Genomic DNA, 19,220 nt, shown 5'->3' on the forward strand with positions numbered 1-19,220 from the left:
AAACCCTTGAGGACACGGATTTAACCCCCTAAATACTTTATTTCTAAAATATTCATAGTAGAATATAAATTCGGATTGGCACTGCGACCACGGCCCTGAAAGCCAGAGATCCTGTGTCTACTTGGCCACTTGTTCAAGCAAGAATATCCCGCCTGTTGGTCAAACTGAATTAGCCAAAGCTTGGGGGAAAAACAATATGAATCAAAGCGAAGCAGCACTCGAATTTTTGGTAGAGCCGGCCGATGCCGGCTTTGAAGGGCGCGTCGGCCCCAAGGACCCGGCCAGCCTGAAACTGTGGTTGCGCATGCTGACCTGCACCAAGCAGATCGAGGACGAAATCCGTCGCCGCTTGCGCCAGAATTTTGATATTTCGCTGGCCCGTTTTGATTATATGGCCCAGTTGTACCGCTACCCGCAGGGCCTGAAGATGGGTGAGTTGTCGCGCTATCTGATGGTGACCGGCGGCAATATTACCGGACTGACGGACGAGCTGGCCCGCGAGGGCATGGTGTCTCGCCAGAGCAGCCCGACAGATCGACGTGCCTGGGTGTTGCGACTGACCCCCAAGGGCAAAAGCAGTTTCGAGGCGATGGCCCAGGCCCACAGCGACTGGATTGCTGAAATGTTTGAAGGGCTGGGTACCGAGGAGGTCGTGCATATCCATCAGCATCTGGGCCTGTTACGGGTTCATCTGCAAAGCACGGCCAGCTAGCATAAGGTGCATCCTGCCAGGCCTGTGAACCGGGCAGGATGCGGATAGCGTCACGAACAGGCGCACAAAACACTTGCTAAAAAGGTGTCTACAACATGGTTTCCAAGCTGTACGAACAAGAACATCGCATCCGTTTTTCGGAATGCGATCCAGCGGGTATCGTTTTTTATCCGCAGTACTTTGTGATGTTTAACGACCTGATGGAAGCATGGATCGACTCCATGACCCCCGAGGGTTTTCACAACATGATCGCCAGCAAACGGGTAGGCATGCCCTCGGTGCATATCGATGCCGAGTTCAAGTCCATCAGCCGTATGGGTGATGATGTGGTGATGAGCCTGGGAGTGGAGCGCATCGGCAATAGCTCTTTGACGTTGCTGTTGCGCTGCATCGGTAAAGACGGTGTGTTGCGTATGCAAGTGCGCCAGACTGTGGTGACCACCTCGCTGGAGACGCACCTGGGTATTCCCATTCCTGATTTTCTGCGCAACCCCATGCAAGCGTATGTGATTGCCCAGCCAGAAAGCAGCAAGGCTTGATCTAGTTGAAGTAGTAGCAGGTAGTGTGCAGGTCAGCCATTTTTTTTGATTTAAATAGTTGACTTGTATAATATTTATTAATAAATATACTATGCTCGAAAGCATGTATTCAGACCATACGGACATATCATGAATATCGTATGTATTGGCGGAGGCCCAGCCGGCTTGTATTTCGGTTTGCTGATGAAGTTGCAAAACCCTCAGAACGAGGTTTTTGTGGTCGAGCGCAACCGACCGTACGACACCTTTGGTTGGGGCGTGGTGTTCTCGGACGCCACCATGGAAAACCTGCGTGAAGCTGACCCCGTGTCCGCGCAGACCATCGGTGACGCGTTCAACCACTGGGACGACATTGAATGCCATTTCAAAGGTAGCGCCGTGCGCTCCAGCGGTCATGGCTTTATCGGGATTGGTCGCAAGAAATTGCTGAACATCCTGCAAGCTCGTTGTGAAGAAGTGGGCGTCAAGTTGGTGTTCGAGACCGTGGTCACGGACGAAGCCGAACTGGCCCGCAAGTACAACGCCGATATCCTGATTGCTTCTGACGGCATCAACAGCGCCATTCGTACCCGTTACGAAGACGCGTTCCAGCCTGATATCGACACCCGTAACTGCCGCTTTGTGTGGTTGGGCACGGAAAAAGTGTTCGACGCCTTTAACTTCATCTTTGTTGAAACCGAACACGGCTGGTTCCAGGCTCACGCCTACCGCTTCCAGGACGGCCTGTCCACGTTCATCGTGGAAACGCCTGAAGAAACCTGGCAGAAAGCCGGTATTGGCGAAATGTCGCAGGAAGACGCCATTGCCTATTGCGAAAAGCTGTTTGCCGATCACCTGGATGGCAACAAGCTGATCAGCAATGCCACTCACCTGCGTGGTTCGGCCATCTGGATCCGTTTCCCACGTGTGATCTGCAACAAGTGGGTGCATTGGCAAGATTACGGCACCGGCAAGAAGGTGCCCGTGGTGCTGATGGGCGACGCCGCCCATACCGCTCATTTTTCTATTGGTTCCGGCACCAAGCTGGCCCTGGAAGATGCCATTACGCTGGCCCAGCACATGGACCATGAGTCCATGGAAGCGGCCCTGAAAGATTACGAAGCCGCTCGTAGCGTGGACGTATTGCGCATTCAGAACGCGGCCCGCAACTCGACCGAATGGTTCGAGAACGTGGCCCGTTACGCCAATATGAAGCCCGAGCAGTTTACCTACTCCATGCTGACCCGCTCGCAGCGCATCTCGCACGAGAACATGCGCATGCGTGACGCCGCCTGGCTGGAAAAATACGAACGCTGGATGGCAACCGAAGCCGGCATGACGTTGGCTGACGGTGAAAAGGCCCCTTCGCCGATGTTCACGCCCTTCAAGCTGCGCGATATGCAGTTGAAGAACCGTGTCGTGCTCTCGCCCACGCTGATGTACAGCGCCAAGGACGGGATGCCCGGTGCGACACACCAGGTGCATTACGGCAGCCGCGCCATGGGTGGCGCTGGCCTGATCATGGCTGAGATGACGGCCGTGACGCCTGAAGGTCGTGTTACCCCCGCTTGTACCGGTCTGTGGAACGACGAGCAGGCCAATGCCTGGAAACCGGTGGTGGCTTTCGCCCACGAACAGGGTGCCAAGATCGGTGTGCAACTGGGCCACGCTGGCCGTCGCGGTTCGACGCAACTGGGCTGGGAAAAAGCCAATCAGCCGCTGGCTGAGGGCAACTGGCCCTTGGTGTCGGCCTCCGCCCTGCCTTACCAGGCGGGCGTCACTGCCGTGCCTGCCGAGATTACCCGTGCCCAGATGGACGAAATTCGTGACGCCTTTGTGGCCGCGGCCAAGCGTGCTGACCAGGCTGGTTTTGACTGCATCGAATTGCAGGCCGCTCACGGTTACCTTTTGTCCAGCTTCATCTCGCCGCTGACGAATCAGCGTAGTGACGAGTTTGGTGGTAGTCTGGAAAATCGCATGGCTTACCCGCTGGAAGTGTTTGCGGCTATCCGCGCCGTCTGGCCAGAGAACAAGCCCATCATGGTGCGTATCTCGGCAACCGACTGGGCCGAAGGCGGCAACACGGCGGACGACGGTGTGGAAATTGCCCGCCTGTTCAAGCAAGCCGGTGCCGATCTGATCGACGTGTCCTCGGGTGAAGTGGTGCTGGAGCAGCAGCCAATTTACGGCCGCATGTACCAGACGCCATTTTCCGACCGTATCCGTAACGAAGCCGGTATCGCCACCATGGCGGTGGGTTCGATCATGGAAGCGGATCACGCCAACAGCATTATTGCTGCAGGCCGTGCTGACCTGTGCGCCCTGTCGCGCGGCTTTTTGGCCGACGCGAACTGGCCACAACGTCAGGCTGCGGAGCTGGGTTACACCGACCTGGCCTGGCCCGTTCAGTACGAATGGGGCAAGGACTGGTTGCAGCGCCAAATCAAACGTGCGCCAGTGGCCCAGGACGGCCCTGCCAAGTCATAAAACACAGAAGGAGACAGCATCATGTCGGAAGAACGTTTTGACACCCACCGCGAAAGCGTGCTCGGTCGTGCAGATGTTGAGGACACGCCCGAATTGGTGAAGTACTACCAGGATTTGACTCAGTTTGAGGCCGGTGCCCTGTGGACGGTGGCCAACAAGATTGAGCCCTGGGAGCCCAAGTCTGAATCCGTGCCGGTGGTCTGGCGCTACCGCGACCTGCGCGACTACGTGTTGCGTTCGGTCGATCTGGTCAGCCCTGAAAAAGCCGGTCGTCGCGTGATTTACCTGAACAACCCCGGTCGCCAGGAAGTGTCGGCGGCGGTGGGTTGGCTGTACTCCGGTTTGCAGGTCATGAAACCGGGCGAAGCGGCTTCCGCACATGCGCACTCCTCCTCGGCCCTGCGTTTCATCATGGAAGGCCGTGGTGCTTACACCATTGTGGACGGCCACAAGATGACGCTGGGCGCCAATGACTTCGTGCTGACGCCTAACGGCTGCTGGCACGAGCACGGTGTGGAAGCCGATGGCCTGCCTTGCATCTGGCAAGACGGTCTGGACATCCCCTTGGTCAACGCACTGGAAGCGGGTTTCTACGCCGTTCACCCTGACTTGTCCCAAGCCATTACGCACCCCGTCAATGACGCGGTGGGTATCTGGGGTGGCCGTGGTTTGAAGCCAACCTTGCACGACTGGCAAAAACCGTACTCGCCCCTGCTCAAGTACGAGTGGGAGCCCACTTACGAAGCCTTGTCGGCCTACGCCAAGGTTACGGATGGCAGCCCCTTTGATGGTGTCATCATGGATTACATCAATCCACTGACCGGCGGCCCTGTCATGGCCACCATTGGTGCCAGCATGCAAATGCTGCGTCCTGGTGAGCACACCAAGGCTCACCGTCACACCGGCAGCATCATGTATCAATGCGCCAAGGGTGAAGGTTATTCCATCATCAATGGCAAACGCTTTGACTGGCGTGAACGCGATATTTTCTGCGTACCGTCCTGGATGTTCCACGAGCACGTGAACGGCTCCTCGTCGGATGACGCTTGCCTGTTCTCGTTCCACGACCTGCCCGTGATGCGCGCCCTGAATCTGTACCGCGAAGAAGCGTTGGCAGAGAACGGCGGCCACCAGGTCTTGCTGTAAGACTACTTGTTTAACTTATTTGGACGGCCTGCCAAGGCGGGCCGACCCGATTCATTCAAGCCATCTGCACAAGATGGCCCAATCTGGAGATAGAAATGCGTCTTGTAACGTACCGTAGTGAAGTTGCTGCCGCTGGCCGCTTGGGTGCCATTGTGGGCGATCTGGTGGTTGACCTGGGTTACCTGGGCGACGCCACAGGCCACATGCTGCCTGACAATATGCTCGATTTCATCGACCTGGGCCCCGCCGCTGTGACCTCCACGGCTCGCTTGCTGGAAACCTACGCCGACGATATGCCTTTTGGTGTGGCGCTGCCCCTGGCCAACGTCAAGCTGTTGGCGCCTATCCCACGCCCACGCAAGAACATCTTTGGTATTGGCCTGAACTACGTAGAACACGTGGCCGAATCCAGCCGCACGCTGGACACCTCCAAAGAGCTGCCCAAACAGCCCGTGATTTTCTCCAAGCCACCAACCACCGTGGTTGGCCCTGGCGATGCCATCGAGCACAACAAGAACATCACTCAGCAAATGGACTGGGAAGTGGAACTGGCCGTGATCATGGGCACCCGTGCCCAGCGCGTGGCCAAGGAAGACGCCCTGAAGTACGTGTTCGGTTACTCCGTCATGATCGACGTGAGCGCCCGCGACTGCCGTCGTGCCGGTCAGTGGATCTACTCCAAAGGCCAGGACACCTACGCGCCTTTCGGCCCCGTGATCGTGACCGCTGACGAGCTGACCGACCCGCACAACCTGAACCTGAGCCTGACTCTGAACGGTGTGACCAAGCAAAGCTCCAATACCAAGCACATGCTGTTCAACGTGAACGACCTGATCGCTGACATCAGCGCCGGTATCACGCTGGAACCCGGTGACATCATCGCTACCGGCACCCCGGAAGGCGTGGGCGCTGGCCGTGATCCTCAAGAGTGGATGTGGCCTGGTGACGTGGTGCACGCAGTGGTGGAAGGCATTGGTGAATTGCGTCACCCCATCGTGGACGTGACCCCCCAAAACTAAGTAAAGGAGAGCATGATGCTGGAATTGCGTCAGTTCAAGGCCGCCGCTGTTCAGGCAGCGCCTGTGTTCCTGGACACGAATGCGACCATCGAAAAAGTATGTCGTCTGATCAATGAAGCAGCCGACAACGGTGCCGAGCTGATCGCCTTCCCCGAGGTGTTCGTTTCCGGTTACCCCTACTGGAGCTGGGTGATGAACCCGATCGAGGGCAGCCCGTGGTTCGAGCGCCTGTGCAAATCGGCCATCGAAGTGCCCGGTCCCGAGATCCAGAAGGTTGCGCAGGTTTGTCGCCAGCGCAAGGTCAACGTGGTGTTGGGTGTGAACGAGCGCAGTCCCGTTGGCATCGGCACCATTTACAACACGCTGGTCACCATTGGCGCGGACGGCCGCATTCTGGGCCGTCACCGCAAACTGGTTCCCACCTGGGCTGAAAAGCTGACCTGGGCCAATGGCGACGCTTCTTCGATGCGTGTGCATGACACCACCATCGGCCCTCTGGGTGCCTTGGCTTGCGGTGAAAACACCAACACGCTGGCTCGTTTCAGCCTGTTGTCGCAAGGTGAGCTGGTCCACGTTGCCAGCTATATCGCCTTGCCTGTGGCACCGAAAGACTACGACATGGCTGAGGCCATTCGCCTGCGTGCTGCGGCTCACTGCTTTGAAGGCAAGGTCTTTACGGTTGTGGCTTGCTCGACGGTTTCCGAGGAAATTGTGGATGCCATGTCGGCCAGCCATCCTGAAGCACGTGATCTGCTGGCTCGTCCCAACAGTGCGTTCTCGGGCATTATTGGCCCCGACGGTCGCGTTCAGGGCGAAGCACTGATCGACAAGGAAGGCATTGCCTACGCCGATATCGATCTGTCGCGCTGCATTCAGCCGCGTCAAATGCACGACATCACCGGCCACTACAACCGTTTTGATGTGTTTGACCTGCGTGTGAACCGCAAGGCTTTGACGCCTGCCCGCTTTTACGAAGGCGACGCAGCGTCCCAGCCAGACCTGAATCCTGCCGAGTTCTCCGTTCTGGACGACAAGGAAGTGTAAGCAGGTTCAAGACGGTCCCTTTCCAGTGTTGGATCGGGACCGTTTTTTGAGCCGGTCTCTTTGCTCAAGCGACCTGCTCAAAAAAAACCGCCGTGGCTTGGCCGCAGCGGTTCAAGATGCAAGCTGCCTTTGTAAAAAAGGCGGTGCCGGGCCTGAAGGAGCGGGCTGTTTTAACGGCTGGTCCCTATCCTGCGTCATGCGGGACAGGCAACGATAACGACGACATAAGATTCAAGTAGGAGATGACATGAGCGACACGAATCCATTGGCAGCCTTTATCCAGGCGATCGACAGCAAACAGGTCCGTTTTGTGGATCTGACCCAAACGCTGTCTCCCAGCTTCCCCGCTTTGCAACTGCCCCCTCAGTTTGGCCAGACGGTCGGTTTCTCGATTGAGCGCATCAGCCAATACGACGAAAACGGTCCAGGCTGGTACTGGAACAACTTCACCTGTGGCGAACACACCGGCACCCACTTTGACGCGCCAGCCCACTGGATCTCCGGCAAGGATCATCCAGACAACACGGTCGATACCATTCCGGTGGACAACTTCCTGCGCCCCGCCGTCGTGGTGGATGCATCTGCTGAAGTGGCCCAGAACGAAGACTTCGTTCTGACCTCTGAATTTTTGCAGAACTGGGAAGCCCAGCATGGCCGTATCCCTGAAGGTGCCTGGGTGCTGTTTCGCACCGACTGGTCCAAGCGTGTGGACGATGCCGAGGCATTCCTGAACATGCGTGAAGACGGTGCTCACACGCCTGGCCCAGCCCAGGAAGCCGTGGAGTGGATGATTCACGAGCGCAAGGTTCACGGTTTTGGCGTTGAAACCATCAACACCGATGCGGGTCAATCCTACGCCTGGCCGATTGCCTACCCTTGCCACACCCTGATGCACGGTGCCAACCGTTATGGTTTGCAGTGTCTGTGCAATCTGGATCAGTTGCCCCCTCAAGGTGCGCTGATCATGTCGGCCCCTTTGAAGATTGAAGCCGGTTCTGGCAGCCCATTACGCGTGGTTGCACTGGTTGCTCAGTAAGTAGAAAACGGTGGGGAAGTGGCAGAACTGTGTACCATGCGGTTCTGCTGTTTTCTCACCTAGTGGTTTTCCATTATATTCTGCAGTATATATTTATCCGTAAACTATTCATCAATAAAATAAATTCACAAAAGAATGAATAGCGATCCAGTCGTACAGCCAATGTGGGTGTCAGACAGCCGGTTTTAGCGGAGACAGTAGACGAGCCTTACGCAGCCTTCACAGGCGACGCGATACCGTCCCATTGCCCCCTGCGGCGCTACATGATGCCATGGCTTGGCCTTTTCGGCTGGGTAATTGATGTAGTCATGCTCAATGGTAGGCACATGATGGATACTTTTGAACTCGTCATCCGGGACATCCAGAACGCATCCCCGCTGATTCGCAGTTTTACGCTCGAGCCTGCCCAGGCCGGTTCCCTGCCCGCGTTTGCGCCGGGTTCGCACCTGCAGGTACAGATTCCTGATCTGAACGATCACCGCTGCTACTCCTTGATTTCGCTGGACGCCGACACGGCACAGGGTCCGACCTGTTACCGCCTGGGCGTGCGCCTGGAAGACAACAGCTCGGGTGGTTCGCGCTTCATGCACAGCCTGAAAGTCGGCGATACCCTGCGCGTGGCTGGCCCCAAGAATGACTTCCCCTTGCATGCTGGCGCTGAAGGCGAAACCGAAACCGTGCTGATTGCCGGTGGTATCGGTATCACCCCCATTGCCAGCATGGCCGCTGCCCTGCATCACCAGGGTCGCCCTTATCAGTTGCATTATGCGGGTCGCAGCGTGGAACAACTGGCTTTTCTGGATGAGCTGAGCGCCCTGTCCGGCCCGGCTCTGCGTCACTATGCAGACGACAGCGAAGGCCGTTTCTGCCTGAATACCCTGCTCGACGGTTTGTCCAAGGACCAGCACATTTACGTCTGTGGCCCCAAAGGCATGATTGACGCCGTGATCGAAGCCTGCAAGCAGCGCGGCTGGCCTGGCGACCATGTTCACTTCGAGCTGTTCGTGACGGCTGCTCCCCAGGAAGGTGACCAGCCTTTTGAAGTGGAATTGCGCCAGACCGGCGTGACCCTGCAAATTCCCGCGGACAAGACCATTGTGGACGTGATGGAAGAGCAGGGCCTGGACCCCATGATCGACTGCAAGCGCGGCGAGTGCGGCGTCTGTACCTGTGATGTGATCGAAGGCGAGGTTGACCACCGCGACTATTTCCTGAGTGACTCGGAAAAAGCCAGCAACAAGGTTATCCAGATCTGTATTTCCCGTGCCAAGACCCCGCGTCTGGTGCTGGATCTATAAGCCCAAGGGCGACGGAGAACATGATGGAAAAGTATCGTGATAATCCCCAGGCCATCCGCGAATTGGTACGCGAGGCCGAGGTCCACAAGGATTTGTACATCAACCAGGAGCTGTTTGAACTGGAGATGGAGCAGTTGTTCGCCAATACCTGGGTCTACGTTGGCCATGCCAGCCAGGTGCCCAATAAAGGCGACTTCTACACCACGACGGTCGGTACTGAATCGGTCATCATGGTGCGTCATACCGACGACAGCATCCGTGTGCTCTACAACCGCTGCCCGCACAAAGGCGTGCAAGTGGCGGGCGAGACCTGTGGCAACACGGGCAAATTCTTCCGTTGCCCCTACCACGCCTGGACCTTCAAGACGGACGGCTCCCTGCTGTCCATCCCCTTGAAGAAAGGCTACGAGAACACCGGCTTTGAATGTACCGAAGGCAGCAAGGGCATGGCGGCGGTACAGAACGTCAAGGTGTACCGCGATTTCGTCTTCTGTCGTCTGGCCGACGAAGGTGTGAGTTTTGAGGACTTCTTTGGCGAGTCCCTGAGCACCATCGACAATATGGTGGATCGTTCCCCCGAAGGTCGCCTGGAAGTGGCCGGTGGCGTGATGCGTTACATGCACCAGTGCAACTGGAAAATGCTGGTCGATAACCAGACCGATACCTGTCACCCCATGGTGGCGCACGAGTCCTCGGCGGGTACCGCTGTAAAAGCCTGGGAAGCGGCCCCTGCGGGTACACCCAAACCCATGGCTGTTGAATTGTTTGCCCCCTTCATGTCGCCTTACGAGTTCTACGAAGGCATGGGCATTCGCGTGTGGGAAAACGGTCACGGCCATACTGGCGTGAGCAACTCCATCCACGCGGATTACTCCGAAATCCCCGGCTATTGGGACCAGATGGTCGAAGCTTACGGTGAAGAGCGCGCCAAAACCATTTTGGGCGATACGCGTCATAACACCTGTTACTTCCCCAACATCATGGTCAAGGGCCCGATTCAGACCTTGCGTTTGTTCAAGCCGCTGGCTGCTGACAAGACCCTGGTGGAGTCCTGGACTTTCCGCCTGGTGGGTGCGCCTGACACCTTCCTGGAACGCACCCTGATGTACAACCGCCTGATCAACGCACCGACCTCCATGGTGGGTCACGACGATCTGGAAATGTACGAGCGTGCCCAGCACGGTTTGCAGTCGCGTGGTCGCGACTGGATGAACCTGGCCCGTCTGGTGGAAAAAGACGAAGACCAGCAAAAGAACGTGGTGATCAACGGCACCAGCGAAATGCAGATGCGCGCTCAGTTCCGCGCCTGGTTGAAGTTCATGCTGCCCGAGCAGCAGGCCAAGAAAGAAGAGGAATAACCATGAGCGAAATCAGCCGTCAGGCCCTTATCGATTTTGTGTATGCAGAAAGCCGCCTGCTGGATGAACAGCGTTACGAGCAGTGGCTCGACCTGTTCACCGAGGATGGCTACTACTGGATGCCTCTGGCTCACGATCAGCAGGACGCCCGTTTGCATGCGTCCCTGATGCACGAGGACAAGCTCTTGCTGCGTATCCGTGTGGAACGTCTGGCAGGCCGCCGTACCTTTTCCCAGCAGCCCAAGAGCCGCAGCCATCACTTGCTCCAGCAACCGACTGTGGAAAGCATGGACGATGAAAAAGGCGAATACACCGTACGTTGCGCTTTCCATTACACGGAAACGCGCGGCGACAACCAAGATATTTACGTAGGCTGGAATACCTACACCCTGGTGCGCCAGGACGACGCCTTGAAGATGCGCCTGAAACGGGTGGATCTGCTCAATTGCGACGCGCCTTTCGGCAATATCCAGTTGTTTATGTGACAGGACAGGAGAATTTTTGATGGCCAACACCACGGTCTACCAGGCTTTTCGAGACACCGCCCAGAAATGGGGCGACAAGCCCTTTGTATGTACCCTGCCTGAGACCGCCGAGATCTACGGTATTGAAGCGGGCGAGCTGACTTACGGTCAGGCGCTGGAGCGTATCGACGCCTTGCGCGCCGGCTACGCTGCTGCTGGCTACGGCCACGGTCACCGCGTCGGCATCCTGCTGGAGAACCGCCCCGTGTTCTTCCTGCACTGGTTCGCACTGAACAGCCTGGGCGTGTCCATTGTGCCGATCAACCCTGACCTGCGCGCTGCCGAGCTGGAATATCTGATCGGCCATTCGGAAATGATCATGGCCATTGCCCTGCCCAGCCGCCACCAGGATCTGCTGGAAGCGGCTCAGCGAGCCGGCCAGCCCTTTGCCATCATGGCTGATGGTGACATGCCTCCGATGGTCGAGCGCGCCGCGTGCCGCTCCTGTGACATTCCTGATGAAAACAGCGAATGTGCCTTGCTGTACACCTCCGGCACCACAGGCCGTCCCAAAGGCTGCATGCTGGCCAACCAGTACTTCCATTACGCGGGTGAGTGGTACCGCGACATTGGTGGTCTGGCTTTGCTGGAGCATGGCAAAGAACGCATGCTGACGCCACTGCCCCTGTTCCACATGAATGCGATGGCCTGCTCGACCATGGCCATGGTCAAGACCGGCGGCTGCCTGATCTCCCTGGACCGTTTCCACCCACGTAGCTGGTGGGATTCGGTGCGTGAATCCGGCGCAACCGTAGTGCATTACCTGGGTGTGATGCCTGCCATCCTGATGAAGGCCGAGGCCAGCGAAAAAGACCGTCAACACAGCGTGCGCTTTGGTTTTGGCGCCGGTGTGGACCGTGGCCTGCATCCTATCTTTGAAGAACGCTTTGGCTTCCCCCTGCTGGAAGCCTGGGCCATGACAGAAACCGGCGCAGGTGCCAGCATCATCGCCAATCACGAGCCACGCCACATTGGTACTTCCTGCTTTGGCAAGGAAATGCCTGTGGTGGAAGTGCTGCTGCGTAAAGACGACGGTGAACCCGCTCAAGCCGGTGAAAACGGCGAGCTGCTGGTGCGCTCGGCCGGTGACAACCCACGCTACGGCTTTTTCTCCGGTTACTGGAAAGACCCGGCAGCCACCGACGAAGCCTGGGAAGGCGGCTGGTTCCACACGGGCGACATCGTTTGCCGTGACGAACAAGGCTATCTGCACTTTGTGGACCGTAAAAAGAACGTGATCCGTCGCAGTGGCGAGAACATCGCTGCCGTGGAAGTGGAAAACATCATGCAGCAGCACCCGCTGGTGCGCTCCATTGCCGTGGCCGCTGTGCCCGACGCCATCCGTGGCGACGAAGTGATGGCGCTGGTGGTGCCCCACAACCCGATCGAAACCCAGGAACAGCGCGAACAGGCTGCCCAGGAAATGGTGCAGTGGGGTCTGACCCAACTGGCCTACTTCAAGGTGCCCGGTTACGTGCTGTTTGTGGATGCCCTGCCGCTGACTTCGACCAACAAGATTCAGCGCGGTGAACTGAAAACGGTTGCTCTGGCTGCGCTGGAAAACCCGGCCTGCGTGAACACGAATCACCTGAAAAAACGTCAGGAGGCCTAAGCCCATGGCCTTGCCGCAAGCAGCCCGCCAGGGCTATGACGATGTGGTGCTGGTCGCCCCGGTGACCATTCCCTATGAGCGCCATTCCGAGCAGACCGCGCATTGGTGGCTGGGTGCGGCATTGGGTCAGTTGCTGGCCCAATCCGGCCTGGAAAAAGCCGATGTTGATGGCGTGTGTGTATCCAGCTTCACGCTGGGTTCGGACACGGCCGTCGGTGTGATGCAGCATTTTCAAATGAGCCCGCGCTGGCTGGACCACATTCCTATGGGTGGAGCCAGCGGTGTGGTGGCCATGCGTCGTGCGGCCCGTGCTGTGCAGTGTGGCGATGCGTCCATCGTGGCGTGTATTGCGGGTGATACCAACCATCGTGAGTCCTTCAAGAACACGGTGTCGGGCTTTTCGCGTTTCTCGCAGGATGCCGTCTACCCTTATGGTGCCGGTGGTCCCAATGCCAGCTTTGCGCTGCTGACGGACTACTACATGCGTCACTACGGTGCCACGCGTGAAGACTTCGGCAAGCTGTGCGTGGCCCAGCGCGACAATGCACTGCGCAATCCGCATGCCCTGATGAAAAAACCGCTGACGCTGGAACAGTACATGGAGGCGCGCGTCATTGCCGACCCCATCCACTTGTTTGACTGCGTGATGCCGTGTGCCGGAGCCGAAGGCTATCTGGTGATGCGTCGTGAACAGGCCGAAGCACTGGGCCTGCCTTACGTGCGTATCCGCTCTACTATCGAGCGTCACAATGCTTTCCCTGAAGACCCTGTGCAGCATCGCGGTGGCTGGGCCATGGACAAGGATGCGTTCTACGAGCATGCGGGCCTTGCCCCGGCAGACGTGGATTTCATGGAAACCTACGATGACTACCCCGTCATCAATGTTTTGCAGTTTGAAGACCTGGGATTCTGCGCCAAGGGCGAAGGCCCGGCATTCATCCGCAAGAACACCTTTACCGTGGATGGCAGCTTCCCCTTCAACACCAGTGGCGGGCAGTTGTCGGTAGGCCAGGCGGGTGCAGCCGGTGGTTATCTGGGTCTGGTTCAGGCGCTGCGCCAATTGACGGATACCGCAGGTGACACGCAAGTGGCCAATGCCCGCATCGGCCTGGTGTCCGGCTTTGGCATGATCAATTACGACCGTGGCATTTGTACTGCTGCGGCCTTGCTGGAACGGGGGCAGTCATGAGCGACACCCAAATTTTGCCACCCGGCGCACGCAGCGCCACGGCAGCCGGTCTGACCGAGGCCGCCCGGCGCGGCGAATTTGCCCTGCAAGTGTGCCCGTCCTGCGGCACGGTGCAGTATCCCGCCAGGGACGTCTGCGGCCATTGCCTGCACACCACGCTGAACTGGAAGCCGGTGGCGGACACAGGCGTGTTGCGTGCCACCACGACCCTGCATCACAGCAACGAACCCTACTTTCAGGCACGACTGCCCTGGCGTATCGGCACCGTTGCCCTGGATTGCGGCCCTTTTGCCATCGCTCATTTGCCCGAAGGCGGGCAGGCCGATGAGAAAGTGCGCCTGAGTCTGGAGCTGGATGCTGGCGGCGTAGCCGTGCTGGTGGCGCGTCCTGCGCCCTGAATTTGCCTGGAGACAATCAAGATGACACAAGCTCAATACACCGCCATTGTGACGGGCGGAAGCACCGGTATTGGTGAAGACATTTGCCGCAAGATGCTGGATCAGGGTTACACCGTGATCAGCATGGCGCGCAATGTACTGCCCTGGACGCACGAGCGTCTGCATTGCGTGCAGGTGGACTTGCTGGATGCCGTGGCAACCGAGAAAGCCGCCAAGGATATTGCCGAGCGTTTTGAAGTAACCCACTTCATCCACAATGCCGGCGTGATCTGGCCAGCCCTGCTGGACGAGGTCAAGTTGGAAGACTTGCAGGGCCTGACCCAGATTCACCTGGGTGCGGCCTTGCAAATTACCCAGGCGGTGGTGCCTGGCATGCGCGAACGCCATTTTGGCCGCATCGTGCTGATGTCCTCGCGTGGCGCACTAGGCCTGCAAACCCGTACCGCCTATGCCGCGACCAAGGCGGGCATGTTGGGCATGGCTCGCACCTGGGCGCTGGAACTGGCTGACCAGGGCATTACTGTCAACGTGATTGCCCCCGGCCCCATTACTACCAATATGTTCTACGACGTGGTTGAAGCCGGTAGCGAGCGTGAAGCCAAGCTGGCGGCCGCAATTCCTGTGAAGCGCCTGGGCCGTGCCGATGACATCAGCCGCGCCACGATGTTCTTCTCGGACCCTGAAAACAGCTTCATCACGGGCCAGACCTTGTATGTTTGCGGTGGTGCCAGCGTGGGTACGCTGACGATTTGATTGTCGGCTAGCGTGGATCGCCTTTGCGCTTGCATCAGTCATGGTTCACCTTTTGATGACATTGCACTGGATGTCGGGCGTCTCTTCCCCACGAAGAAGGTCACCATGGCAAGTCCGAACGACGCGGCTGCCAAGAGAAACGTGTGGGAGAAGGCCTCGCCGATGGTGACTCGGGAATTTAAGGCCATCTCTTCATCGCCCAGGAACGAGGCAAAAAGCAGCGGCATCAGTGCTGCGCCGGTCATGAATCCAAGATTGCGTGACAGGCCTATCAGCCCGGAAACCATGCCCCGTTGAGCGTCTGGAGCGGCTGCCATTGTGGCGGTGTTGTTGGCGGCCAAGAACAGTTGAAAACCCGGTGTTGTGAGTATCAGTGCCATGACGTAGCCGGGAATTCCAACTTGAAGAGGCAGCAGTGCGAAGCAGATCAATCCGCCCGTTGCAAGCACCAAACCAGCAAGCACAATTCGATCGGTGCCGAATCGGTCCGTGAGCTGGCCGGCGGGTACACCGGACAGCGCGGCGGCAGCAGGACCGGCCGCCATCACAAGGCCCGTCATCAGTTCATTCAGGCCCAGGCCAAATGCCAGGTAGAAGGGGCCAACCACCAGCGTGGACATCATGATGGCGCTGACAATCAGGTTCATGATCAGTGATGATGCAAGGACTCGACTACCCAACAGGGCCAAGGGCACCAGTGGGTGGGTGGCGCGTCGTTGGAAGCCGATAAAGGCCGCTAGCGCGATGGCCGTCGCAGCAAGCAACATCCAAAGAGGAATGGCCATTCCGACCTTGCTGCCAGTGGCGGACATTGCGAAGAACAGCAGTGCCAGGCACAGCCAGAGGCTACCCATCCAGTCCATACGCGCCGTCGTGCTGGTCGGTCCTTGCTGCTTGGGGATACCGATCGCCGTAATGGCGATCATGCCAAGGGCGCACACAAGCAACAGAACAAAGACCGAGCGCCAACCCAGTAGCTCAATCAAACCGCCGCCAAGAGAAGGGCCTAGCGCGGTCCCGATTGCTGACATGGTCCCCAGCAACCCCATCACTGCCCCCATGCGTTCTTTGGCGATCAGGGCCTTGGCAAGTGACATGGGTAATGCCATCAGGACCGCAGCAGCCAGACCTTGCCCCACCCGGCCCGCAAACAGCCAGCCCAGGGTCGGTGCTACAGCACAAGTGATTGAGGCCAAGGCAAAGAGCACCAGGCCGGAAAGCAGTACACGGCGACTTCCGTACAGATCGCCCAGGCGTCCGGCGGACACGATAGCCACCGTCAATGAAACCAGATAGGCAAGCACGACCCATTGCACCTGTTGTACCGAGGCCGAGAAGACGGAGGCCAGTGTTGGGAGTGCCACTGTCGTGACACTGATGCCCAGTGAGGCTAGCAAAATGGAGCCCGCCAGTGCGGTCAAAGCGAGCTTGTTGCCAGGTGGAAACGTTGGTTCTTTCATATGTCTGACCCTTGATCTAGGCTTGGTTGCAAGCTAGTATCCAACTTCAAGTCAACTTGAAGTCAAGCATGAACCTCATTGATATCGGCATACTGTCCAAGGCCAGTGGTGTCGCCACATCGACTCTGCGCTATTACGAGGAAATCGGCCTGATCCGATCCGTCACCAGAAATGGATTGCGTCGGCAGTACCGTGAGGACACACTCGTGCAGCTCGCTTTGATTGCCTTGGGCAAGAGTGCGGGTTTTTCGCTGGAAGAGATTGGTAGCATGTTTGACAAGGATCGAAAGCCCAACCTGCCCAGATCTACATTGAGTGAGCGCGCCGATGAACTCGATCGCCAGGCTCAAAGACTGAAGACCTTGAGCAACATGCTGCGGCACGTCGCAGAGTGTCCCGAGCCCTCTCATCTGGAGTGCTCCAGATTTCAGAAGTTGCTTCGCGCCGCTTGCCCTACAGAGGCTGCCAGGGATGTGTTGCGACACGCTGTCAGAGAAAGTGATGCGTAACCTTTCACATGATTGAAAATATCTGGCCTGGCCCTTCAAAAGGGGGAGATGGGTATCCAAGCTCCAGCGTGATAGCCCTTGTTCTTACACAGGACAAGGGCTTTTGTTTGTGACTGCCTTTCTTACTATGTGAGATCGAAACCCCAAATCCATGATTTTGGATGGAATTAAGGGTTTCTTTCTATTTACCTGTATTGGTTCATCTATAAACTATTTAGAACAAAAATATAACAATGCTCGCCGATTTTTCGGGGGGCATGATGACCCAAAAAACAGGCCTACGCAGGCCAGAAAGAGTGGAGCTGTAATGAACGACGATCTGCCAGGAATGGAGCTGGTGCGTTCACGTGGAGTAGTACGGGTTGTAGAGACAATTCTGGATACTGCCTGTGTGGTCATCTTGATCCTGATGACGGGCATCACGACCGTGGACGTGATTGGCCGGTATGTATTCCATGCCCCTTTGCTGGGAGCTTATGAGGCCAGCGAGATCTTGCTGGGTGTGCTGATTTTTGCAGCCTTGCCACGCGTGACCTGGCATCAGCAGCACTTGACCGTCAGTTTGCTGGATGCCTGGCTGGGGCCGTGGGCACGACGGGTGCAGCAATGCCTGATCAATATCATTTCAACCCTTATGTTGGCGGTGCTGACCGTGTATCTGTGGCACCGGGCCAATGAGCTGGCTGAGTATGGTGATATGAGTAATGCCTTGCAAGTGCCCATTGCGCCGTTTGCCTATGCCATTTCAGTCATGACCGGCATCGCAGCGGTGGCTGCCTTGCTGCAAATTTTTCGCTCCCCCCGCCGATAAAGACGGAGTTGTTTCATGTTGATTTCTATTATCGGACTGCTTGTCCTGTTGGCTAGCTTGTTCATGGGTTTGCCCATTGCGTGGGGGATGCTGCTGGTTGGAACGGTGGGTTTTGCCCAATTCACAGGCATGGAAGCGGCCTTGATCATGGCCGCGCAAACCAGCTTTGACACCGCCATGAGCTATAGCTTTACGGTGTTGCCGCTATTTATTCTGATGGGAAATCTGGTCAATGCGTCGGGCCTGTCCAAAGACCTGTACAAAGCAGCCCATGCGTTTATTGGGCACTTGCGCGGTGGTCTGGCGATGGCCACGATTGTTGCCTGTGGAGCCTTCAGTGCGCTCTGTGGTTCCAGCATGGCGACCACGGCCGCCATGGGCCGCGTGGCCATGCCCAATATGCGCAAATATAACTACGATGATCGTCTGGCCACAGGCAGTATTGCTGCCGGCGGCACACTGGGCATTTTGATTCCGCCCAGCGTGATGATGGTGGTCTATGGGATTCTGACTGAAACCGACATTGGCAAGCTGTTTGCCGCCGGATTTTTGCCCGGTTTGATCGCCATGCTGATGTATCTGGTGACGGTCACCATCATTACCGCGATCAACCCCAATCTGGGCCGTCCCGGTGAAAAAGCCAGTTGGCGTGAACGCTTTGAGGCGACCAAAGGCGTGATGGCCATTACGGTGCTGTTCATCGTCATCATGGGTGGTATTTACGGGGGGGTGTTCACCCCGACTGAAGCGGCCGGTATTGGCGCTGCTGCCACCTTTTTGCTGACCTTGAAGCGCCGGGGCTGGCAGCCGCGCATGTATTTGACGGTGCTGATCGAGGCCGCCCAGACAACAGCGATTATGTTCGCTTTGGTGATCGGGGCATTGGTTTTTACCAACTTCCTGTCCGTGGCTGGTTTGCCCAGTGAATTGCTCAGTTTCATCGAGGGCCTGGATGTCTCCCCGATTGCGGTGATTTTGATCATTTGCCTGATTTATCTGGTGTTGGGCTGTTTTCTGGAAACGATGTCCATGGTCATGCTGACCGTGCCCATCTTCTATCCGATTGTGGCCTCGCTGGGCTTTGATCTGGTGTGGTTCGGGGTGGTTGTGGTGGTGGCCGCTGAAATCAGTTTGATTACCCCGCCGCTGGGATTGAATATTTTCATGATCAAGAACGTGATGTCCGATGTTTCCCTGGGCACGATTATTCGGGGTGTGACACCTTTTGTTCTGACGGATATTGCCCGTTTGTTGTTGCTGGTGTTTGTTCCCTGGATTGTGTTGGTGATCCCGAACAGTATGTAAAAGCGGCCCACTTATTCGGGCCTAGGAAAGGGCCACCTGTT

The 19,220-nt window shown here is 57.3% G+C and carries 18 protein-coding genes; 17 read left to right on the forward strand and 1 reads right to left on the reverse strand.

Translation table 11 applies throughout. The annotated features are described in order from the left end of the window. Window positions 1–196: 196 nt before the first annotated feature. The 14 genes from ACDI13_RS10495 (at window position 197) to ACDI13_RS10560 (ending at window position 15,094) form a co-directional block, all read left to right on the forward strand. Window positions 197–712 (forward strand): MarR family transcriptional regulator, encoded by a 516-nt coding sequence (locus ACDI13_RS10495; RefSeq protein WP_316989284.1) that lies wholly within the window; start codon window positions 197–199, stop codon window positions 710–712. A gap of 95 nt (window positions 713–807) precedes the next feature. Then, a complete protein-coding gene (locus ACDI13_RS10500; RefSeq protein WP_316989283.1) occupies window positions 808–1,251 on the forward strand; it encodes a thioesterase family protein in 444 nt (147 codons plus the stop codon). A gap of 129 nt (window positions 1,252–1,380) precedes the next feature. Continuing rightward, the gene (locus ACDI13_RS10505; protein WP_316989282.1) at window positions 1,381–3,717 is read left to right on the forward strand and encodes a bifunctional salicylyl-CoA 5-hydroxylase/oxidoreductase; all 2,337 of its coding nucleotides are present in this window, start codon (window positions 1,381–1,383) and stop codon (window positions 3,715–3,717) included. A gap of 21 nt (window positions 3,718–3,738) precedes the next feature. Further along, window positions 3,739–4,863, forward strand: a complete 1,125-nt coding sequence (locus tag ACDI13_RS10510) for a cupin domain-containing protein (RefSeq protein WP_316989281.1) — start codon at window positions 3,739–3,741, stop codon at window positions 4,861–4,863. A gap of 95 nt (window positions 4,864–4,958) precedes the next feature. After that, complete coding sequence (locus tag ACDI13_RS10515) at window positions 4,959–5,882, forward strand: fumarylacetoacetate hydrolase family protein (RefSeq protein WP_009463820.1); 924 nt, start codon at window positions 4,959–4,961, stop codon at window positions 5,880–5,882. A gap of 15 nt (window positions 5,883–5,897) precedes the next feature. Next, complete coding sequence (locus tag ACDI13_RS10520; RefSeq protein ID WP_316989299.1) at window positions 5,898–6,926, forward strand: carbon-nitrogen hydrolase family protein; 1,029 nt, start codon at window positions 5,898–5,900, stop codon at window positions 6,924–6,926. A gap of 247 nt (window positions 6,927–7,173) precedes the next feature. Continuing rightward, a complete protein-coding gene (locus ACDI13_RS10525) occupies window positions 7,174–7,962 on the forward strand; it encodes a cyclase family protein (protein ID WP_316989280.1) in 789 nt (262 codons plus the stop codon). Window positions 7,963–8,291: 329 nt separating this feature from the next. Continuing rightward, the gene (locus tag ACDI13_RS10530; RefSeq protein ID WP_316989298.1) at window positions 8,292–9,260 is read left to right on the forward strand and encodes a PDR/VanB family oxidoreductase; all 969 of its coding nucleotides are present in this window, start codon (window positions 8,292–8,294) and stop codon (window positions 9,258–9,260) included. 23 nt (window positions 9,261–9,283) lie between these two features. After that, entirely contained in the window at window positions 9,284–10,618 is a 1,335-nt protein-coding gene (locus ACDI13_RS10535; protein WP_316989297.1) for an aromatic ring-hydroxylating dioxygenase subunit alpha, read from the forward strand. A gap of 2 nt (window positions 10,619–10,620) precedes the next feature. Then, window positions 10,621–11,103, forward strand: coding sequence for an aromatic-ring-hydroxylating dioxygenase subunit beta (locus ACDI13_RS10540; RefSeq protein WP_316989279.1), 483 nt, complete (start codon window positions 10,621–10,623; stop codon window positions 11,101–11,103). Window positions 11,104–11,122: 19 nt separating this feature from the next. Next, window positions 11,123–12,754, forward strand: coding sequence for an AMP-binding protein (locus tag ACDI13_RS10545; protein WP_316989278.1), 1,632 nt, complete (start codon window positions 11,123–11,125; stop codon window positions 12,752–12,754). 4 nt (window positions 12,755–12,758) lie between these two features. Continuing rightward, window positions 12,759–13,943: a thiolase family protein gene (locus tag ACDI13_RS10550; protein WP_316989277.1), complete on the forward strand. Its 1,185-nt coding sequence runs from the start codon at window positions 12,759–12,761 to the stop codon at window positions 13,941–13,943. Continuing rightward, complete coding sequence (locus tag ACDI13_RS10555; RefSeq protein WP_316989276.1) at window positions 13,940–14,341, forward strand: zinc ribbon domain-containing protein; 402 nt, start codon at window positions 13,940–13,942, stop codon at window positions 14,339–14,341. Before ACDI13_RS10550 ends, ACDI13_RS10555 begins: the two co-directional genes overlap by 4 nt. Before the next feature lie 21 nt (window positions 14,342–14,362). After that, window positions 14,363–15,094 carry an SDR family NAD(P)-dependent oxidoreductase gene (locus tag ACDI13_RS10560; protein ID WP_207872760.1) on the forward strand — a complete coding sequence of 244 codons (732 nt, stop codon included), beginning with the start codon at window positions 14,363–14,365 and terminating at the stop codon, window positions 15,092–15,094. Between the two features lie 38 nt (window positions 15,095–15,132). On the opposite strand, the gene ACDI13_RS10565 is transcribed toward ACDI13_RS10560, so the two are convergent. Then, window positions 15,133–16,554, reverse strand: a complete 1,422-nt coding sequence (locus tag ACDI13_RS10565; RefSeq protein WP_316989275.1) for an MFS transporter — start codon at window positions 16,552–16,554, stop codon at window positions 15,133–15,135. A gap of 68 nt (window positions 16,555–16,622) precedes the next feature. On the opposite strand from ACDI13_RS10565, the gene ACDI13_RS10570 reads away from it, so the two are divergent. The 3 genes from ACDI13_RS10570 (at window position 16,623) to ACDI13_RS10580 (ending at window position 19,179) form a co-directional block, all read left to right on the forward strand. Next, window positions 16,623–17,063: a helix-turn-helix domain-containing protein gene (locus ACDI13_RS10570; RefSeq protein WP_316989274.1), complete on the forward strand. Its 441-nt coding sequence runs from the start codon at window positions 16,623–16,625 to the stop codon at window positions 17,061–17,063. 307 nt (window positions 17,064–17,370) lie between these two features. Then, window positions 17,371–17,874: a TRAP transporter small permease gene (locus ACDI13_RS10575; RefSeq protein ID WP_316989273.1), complete on the forward strand. Its 504-nt coding sequence runs from the start codon at window positions 17,371–17,373 to the stop codon at window positions 17,872–17,874. Window positions 17,875–17,889: 15 nt separating this feature from the next. Then, on the forward strand, window positions 17,890–19,179 hold the full coding sequence (locus ACDI13_RS10580; RefSeq protein ID WP_316989272.1) for a TRAP transporter large permease: 1,290 nt from the start codon (window positions 17,890–17,892) through the stop codon (window positions 19,177–19,179). Window positions 19,180–19,220: the final 41 nt, after the last annotated feature.

Origin of the sequence: Alcaligenes faecalis (assembly GCF_041521385.1) — a bacterium.
Classification (GTDB): Bacteria; Pseudomonadota; Gammaproteobacteria; order Burkholderiales; family Burkholderiaceae_B; genus Alcaligenes; species Alcaligenes faecalis_E.

Excerpts from the sequence above, each read along its gene's own strand:
- ACDI13_RS10495 (WP_316989284.1), top strand. The coding sequence starts at position 197 with ATGAATCAAAGCGAAGCAGCACTCGAATTTTTGGTAGAGCCGGCCGAT.
- ACDI13_RS10500 (WP_316989283.1), top strand. The coding sequence starts at position 808 with ATGGTTTCCAAGCTGTACGAACAAGAACATCGCATCCGTTTTTCGGAA.
- ACDI13_RS10505 (WP_316989282.1), top strand. The coding sequence starts at position 1,381 with ATGAATATCGTATGTATTGGCGGAGGCCCAGCCGGCTTGTATTTCGGT.
- ACDI13_RS10510 (WP_316989281.1), top strand. The coding sequence starts at position 3,739 with ATGTCGGAAGAACGTTTTGACACCCACCGCGAAAGCGTGCTCGGTCGT.
- ACDI13_RS10515 (WP_009463820.1), top strand. The coding sequence starts at position 4,959 with ATGCGTCTTGTAACGTACCGTAGTGAAGTTGCTGCCGCTGGCCGCTTG.
- ACDI13_RS10520 (WP_316989299.1), top strand. The coding sequence starts at position 5,898 with ATGCTGGAATTGCGTCAGTTCAAGGCCGCCGCTGTTCAGGCAGCGCCT.
- ACDI13_RS10525 (WP_316989280.1), top strand. The coding sequence starts at position 7,174 with ATGAGCGACACGAATCCATTGGCAGCCTTTATCCAGGCGATCGACAGC.
- ACDI13_RS10530 (WP_316989298.1), top strand. The coding sequence starts at position 8,292 with ATGGATACTTTTGAACTCGTCATCCGGGACATCCAGAACGCATCCCCG.
- ACDI13_RS10535 (WP_316989297.1), top strand. The coding sequence starts at position 9,284 with ATGGAAAAGTATCGTGATAATCCCCAGGCCATCCGCGAATTGGTACGC.
- ACDI13_RS10540 (WP_316989279.1), top strand. The coding sequence starts at position 10,621 with ATGAGCGAAATCAGCCGTCAGGCCCTTATCGATTTTGTGTATGCAGAA.
- ACDI13_RS10545 (WP_316989278.1), top strand. The coding sequence starts at position 11,123 with ATGGCCAACACCACGGTCTACCAGGCTTTTCGAGACACCGCCCAGAAA.
- ACDI13_RS10550 (WP_316989277.1), top strand. The coding sequence starts at position 12,759 with ATGGCCTTGCCGCAAGCAGCCCGCCAGGGCTATGACGATGTGGTGCTG.
- ACDI13_RS10555 (WP_316989276.1), top strand. The coding sequence starts at position 13,940 with ATGAGCGACACCCAAATTTTGCCACCCGGCGCACGCAGCGCCACGGCA.
- ACDI13_RS10560 (WP_207872760.1), top strand. The coding sequence starts at position 14,363 with ATGACACAAGCTCAATACACCGCCATTGTGACGGGCGGAAGCACCGGT.
- ACDI13_RS10565 (WP_316989275.1), bottom strand. The coding sequence starts at position 16,554 with ATGAAAGAACCAACGTTTCCACCTGGCAACAAGCTCGCTTTGACCGCA.
- ACDI13_RS10570 (WP_316989274.1), top strand. The coding sequence starts at position 16,623 with ATGAACCTCATTGATATCGGCATACTGTCCAAGGCCAGTGGTGTCGCC.
- ACDI13_RS10575 (WP_316989273.1), top strand. The coding sequence starts at position 17,371 with ATGAACGACGATCTGCCAGGAATGGAGCTGGTGCGTTCACGTGGAGTA.
- ACDI13_RS10580 (WP_316989272.1), top strand. The coding sequence starts at position 17,890 with ATGTTGATTTCTATTATCGGACTGCTTGTCCTGTTGGCTAGCTTGTTC.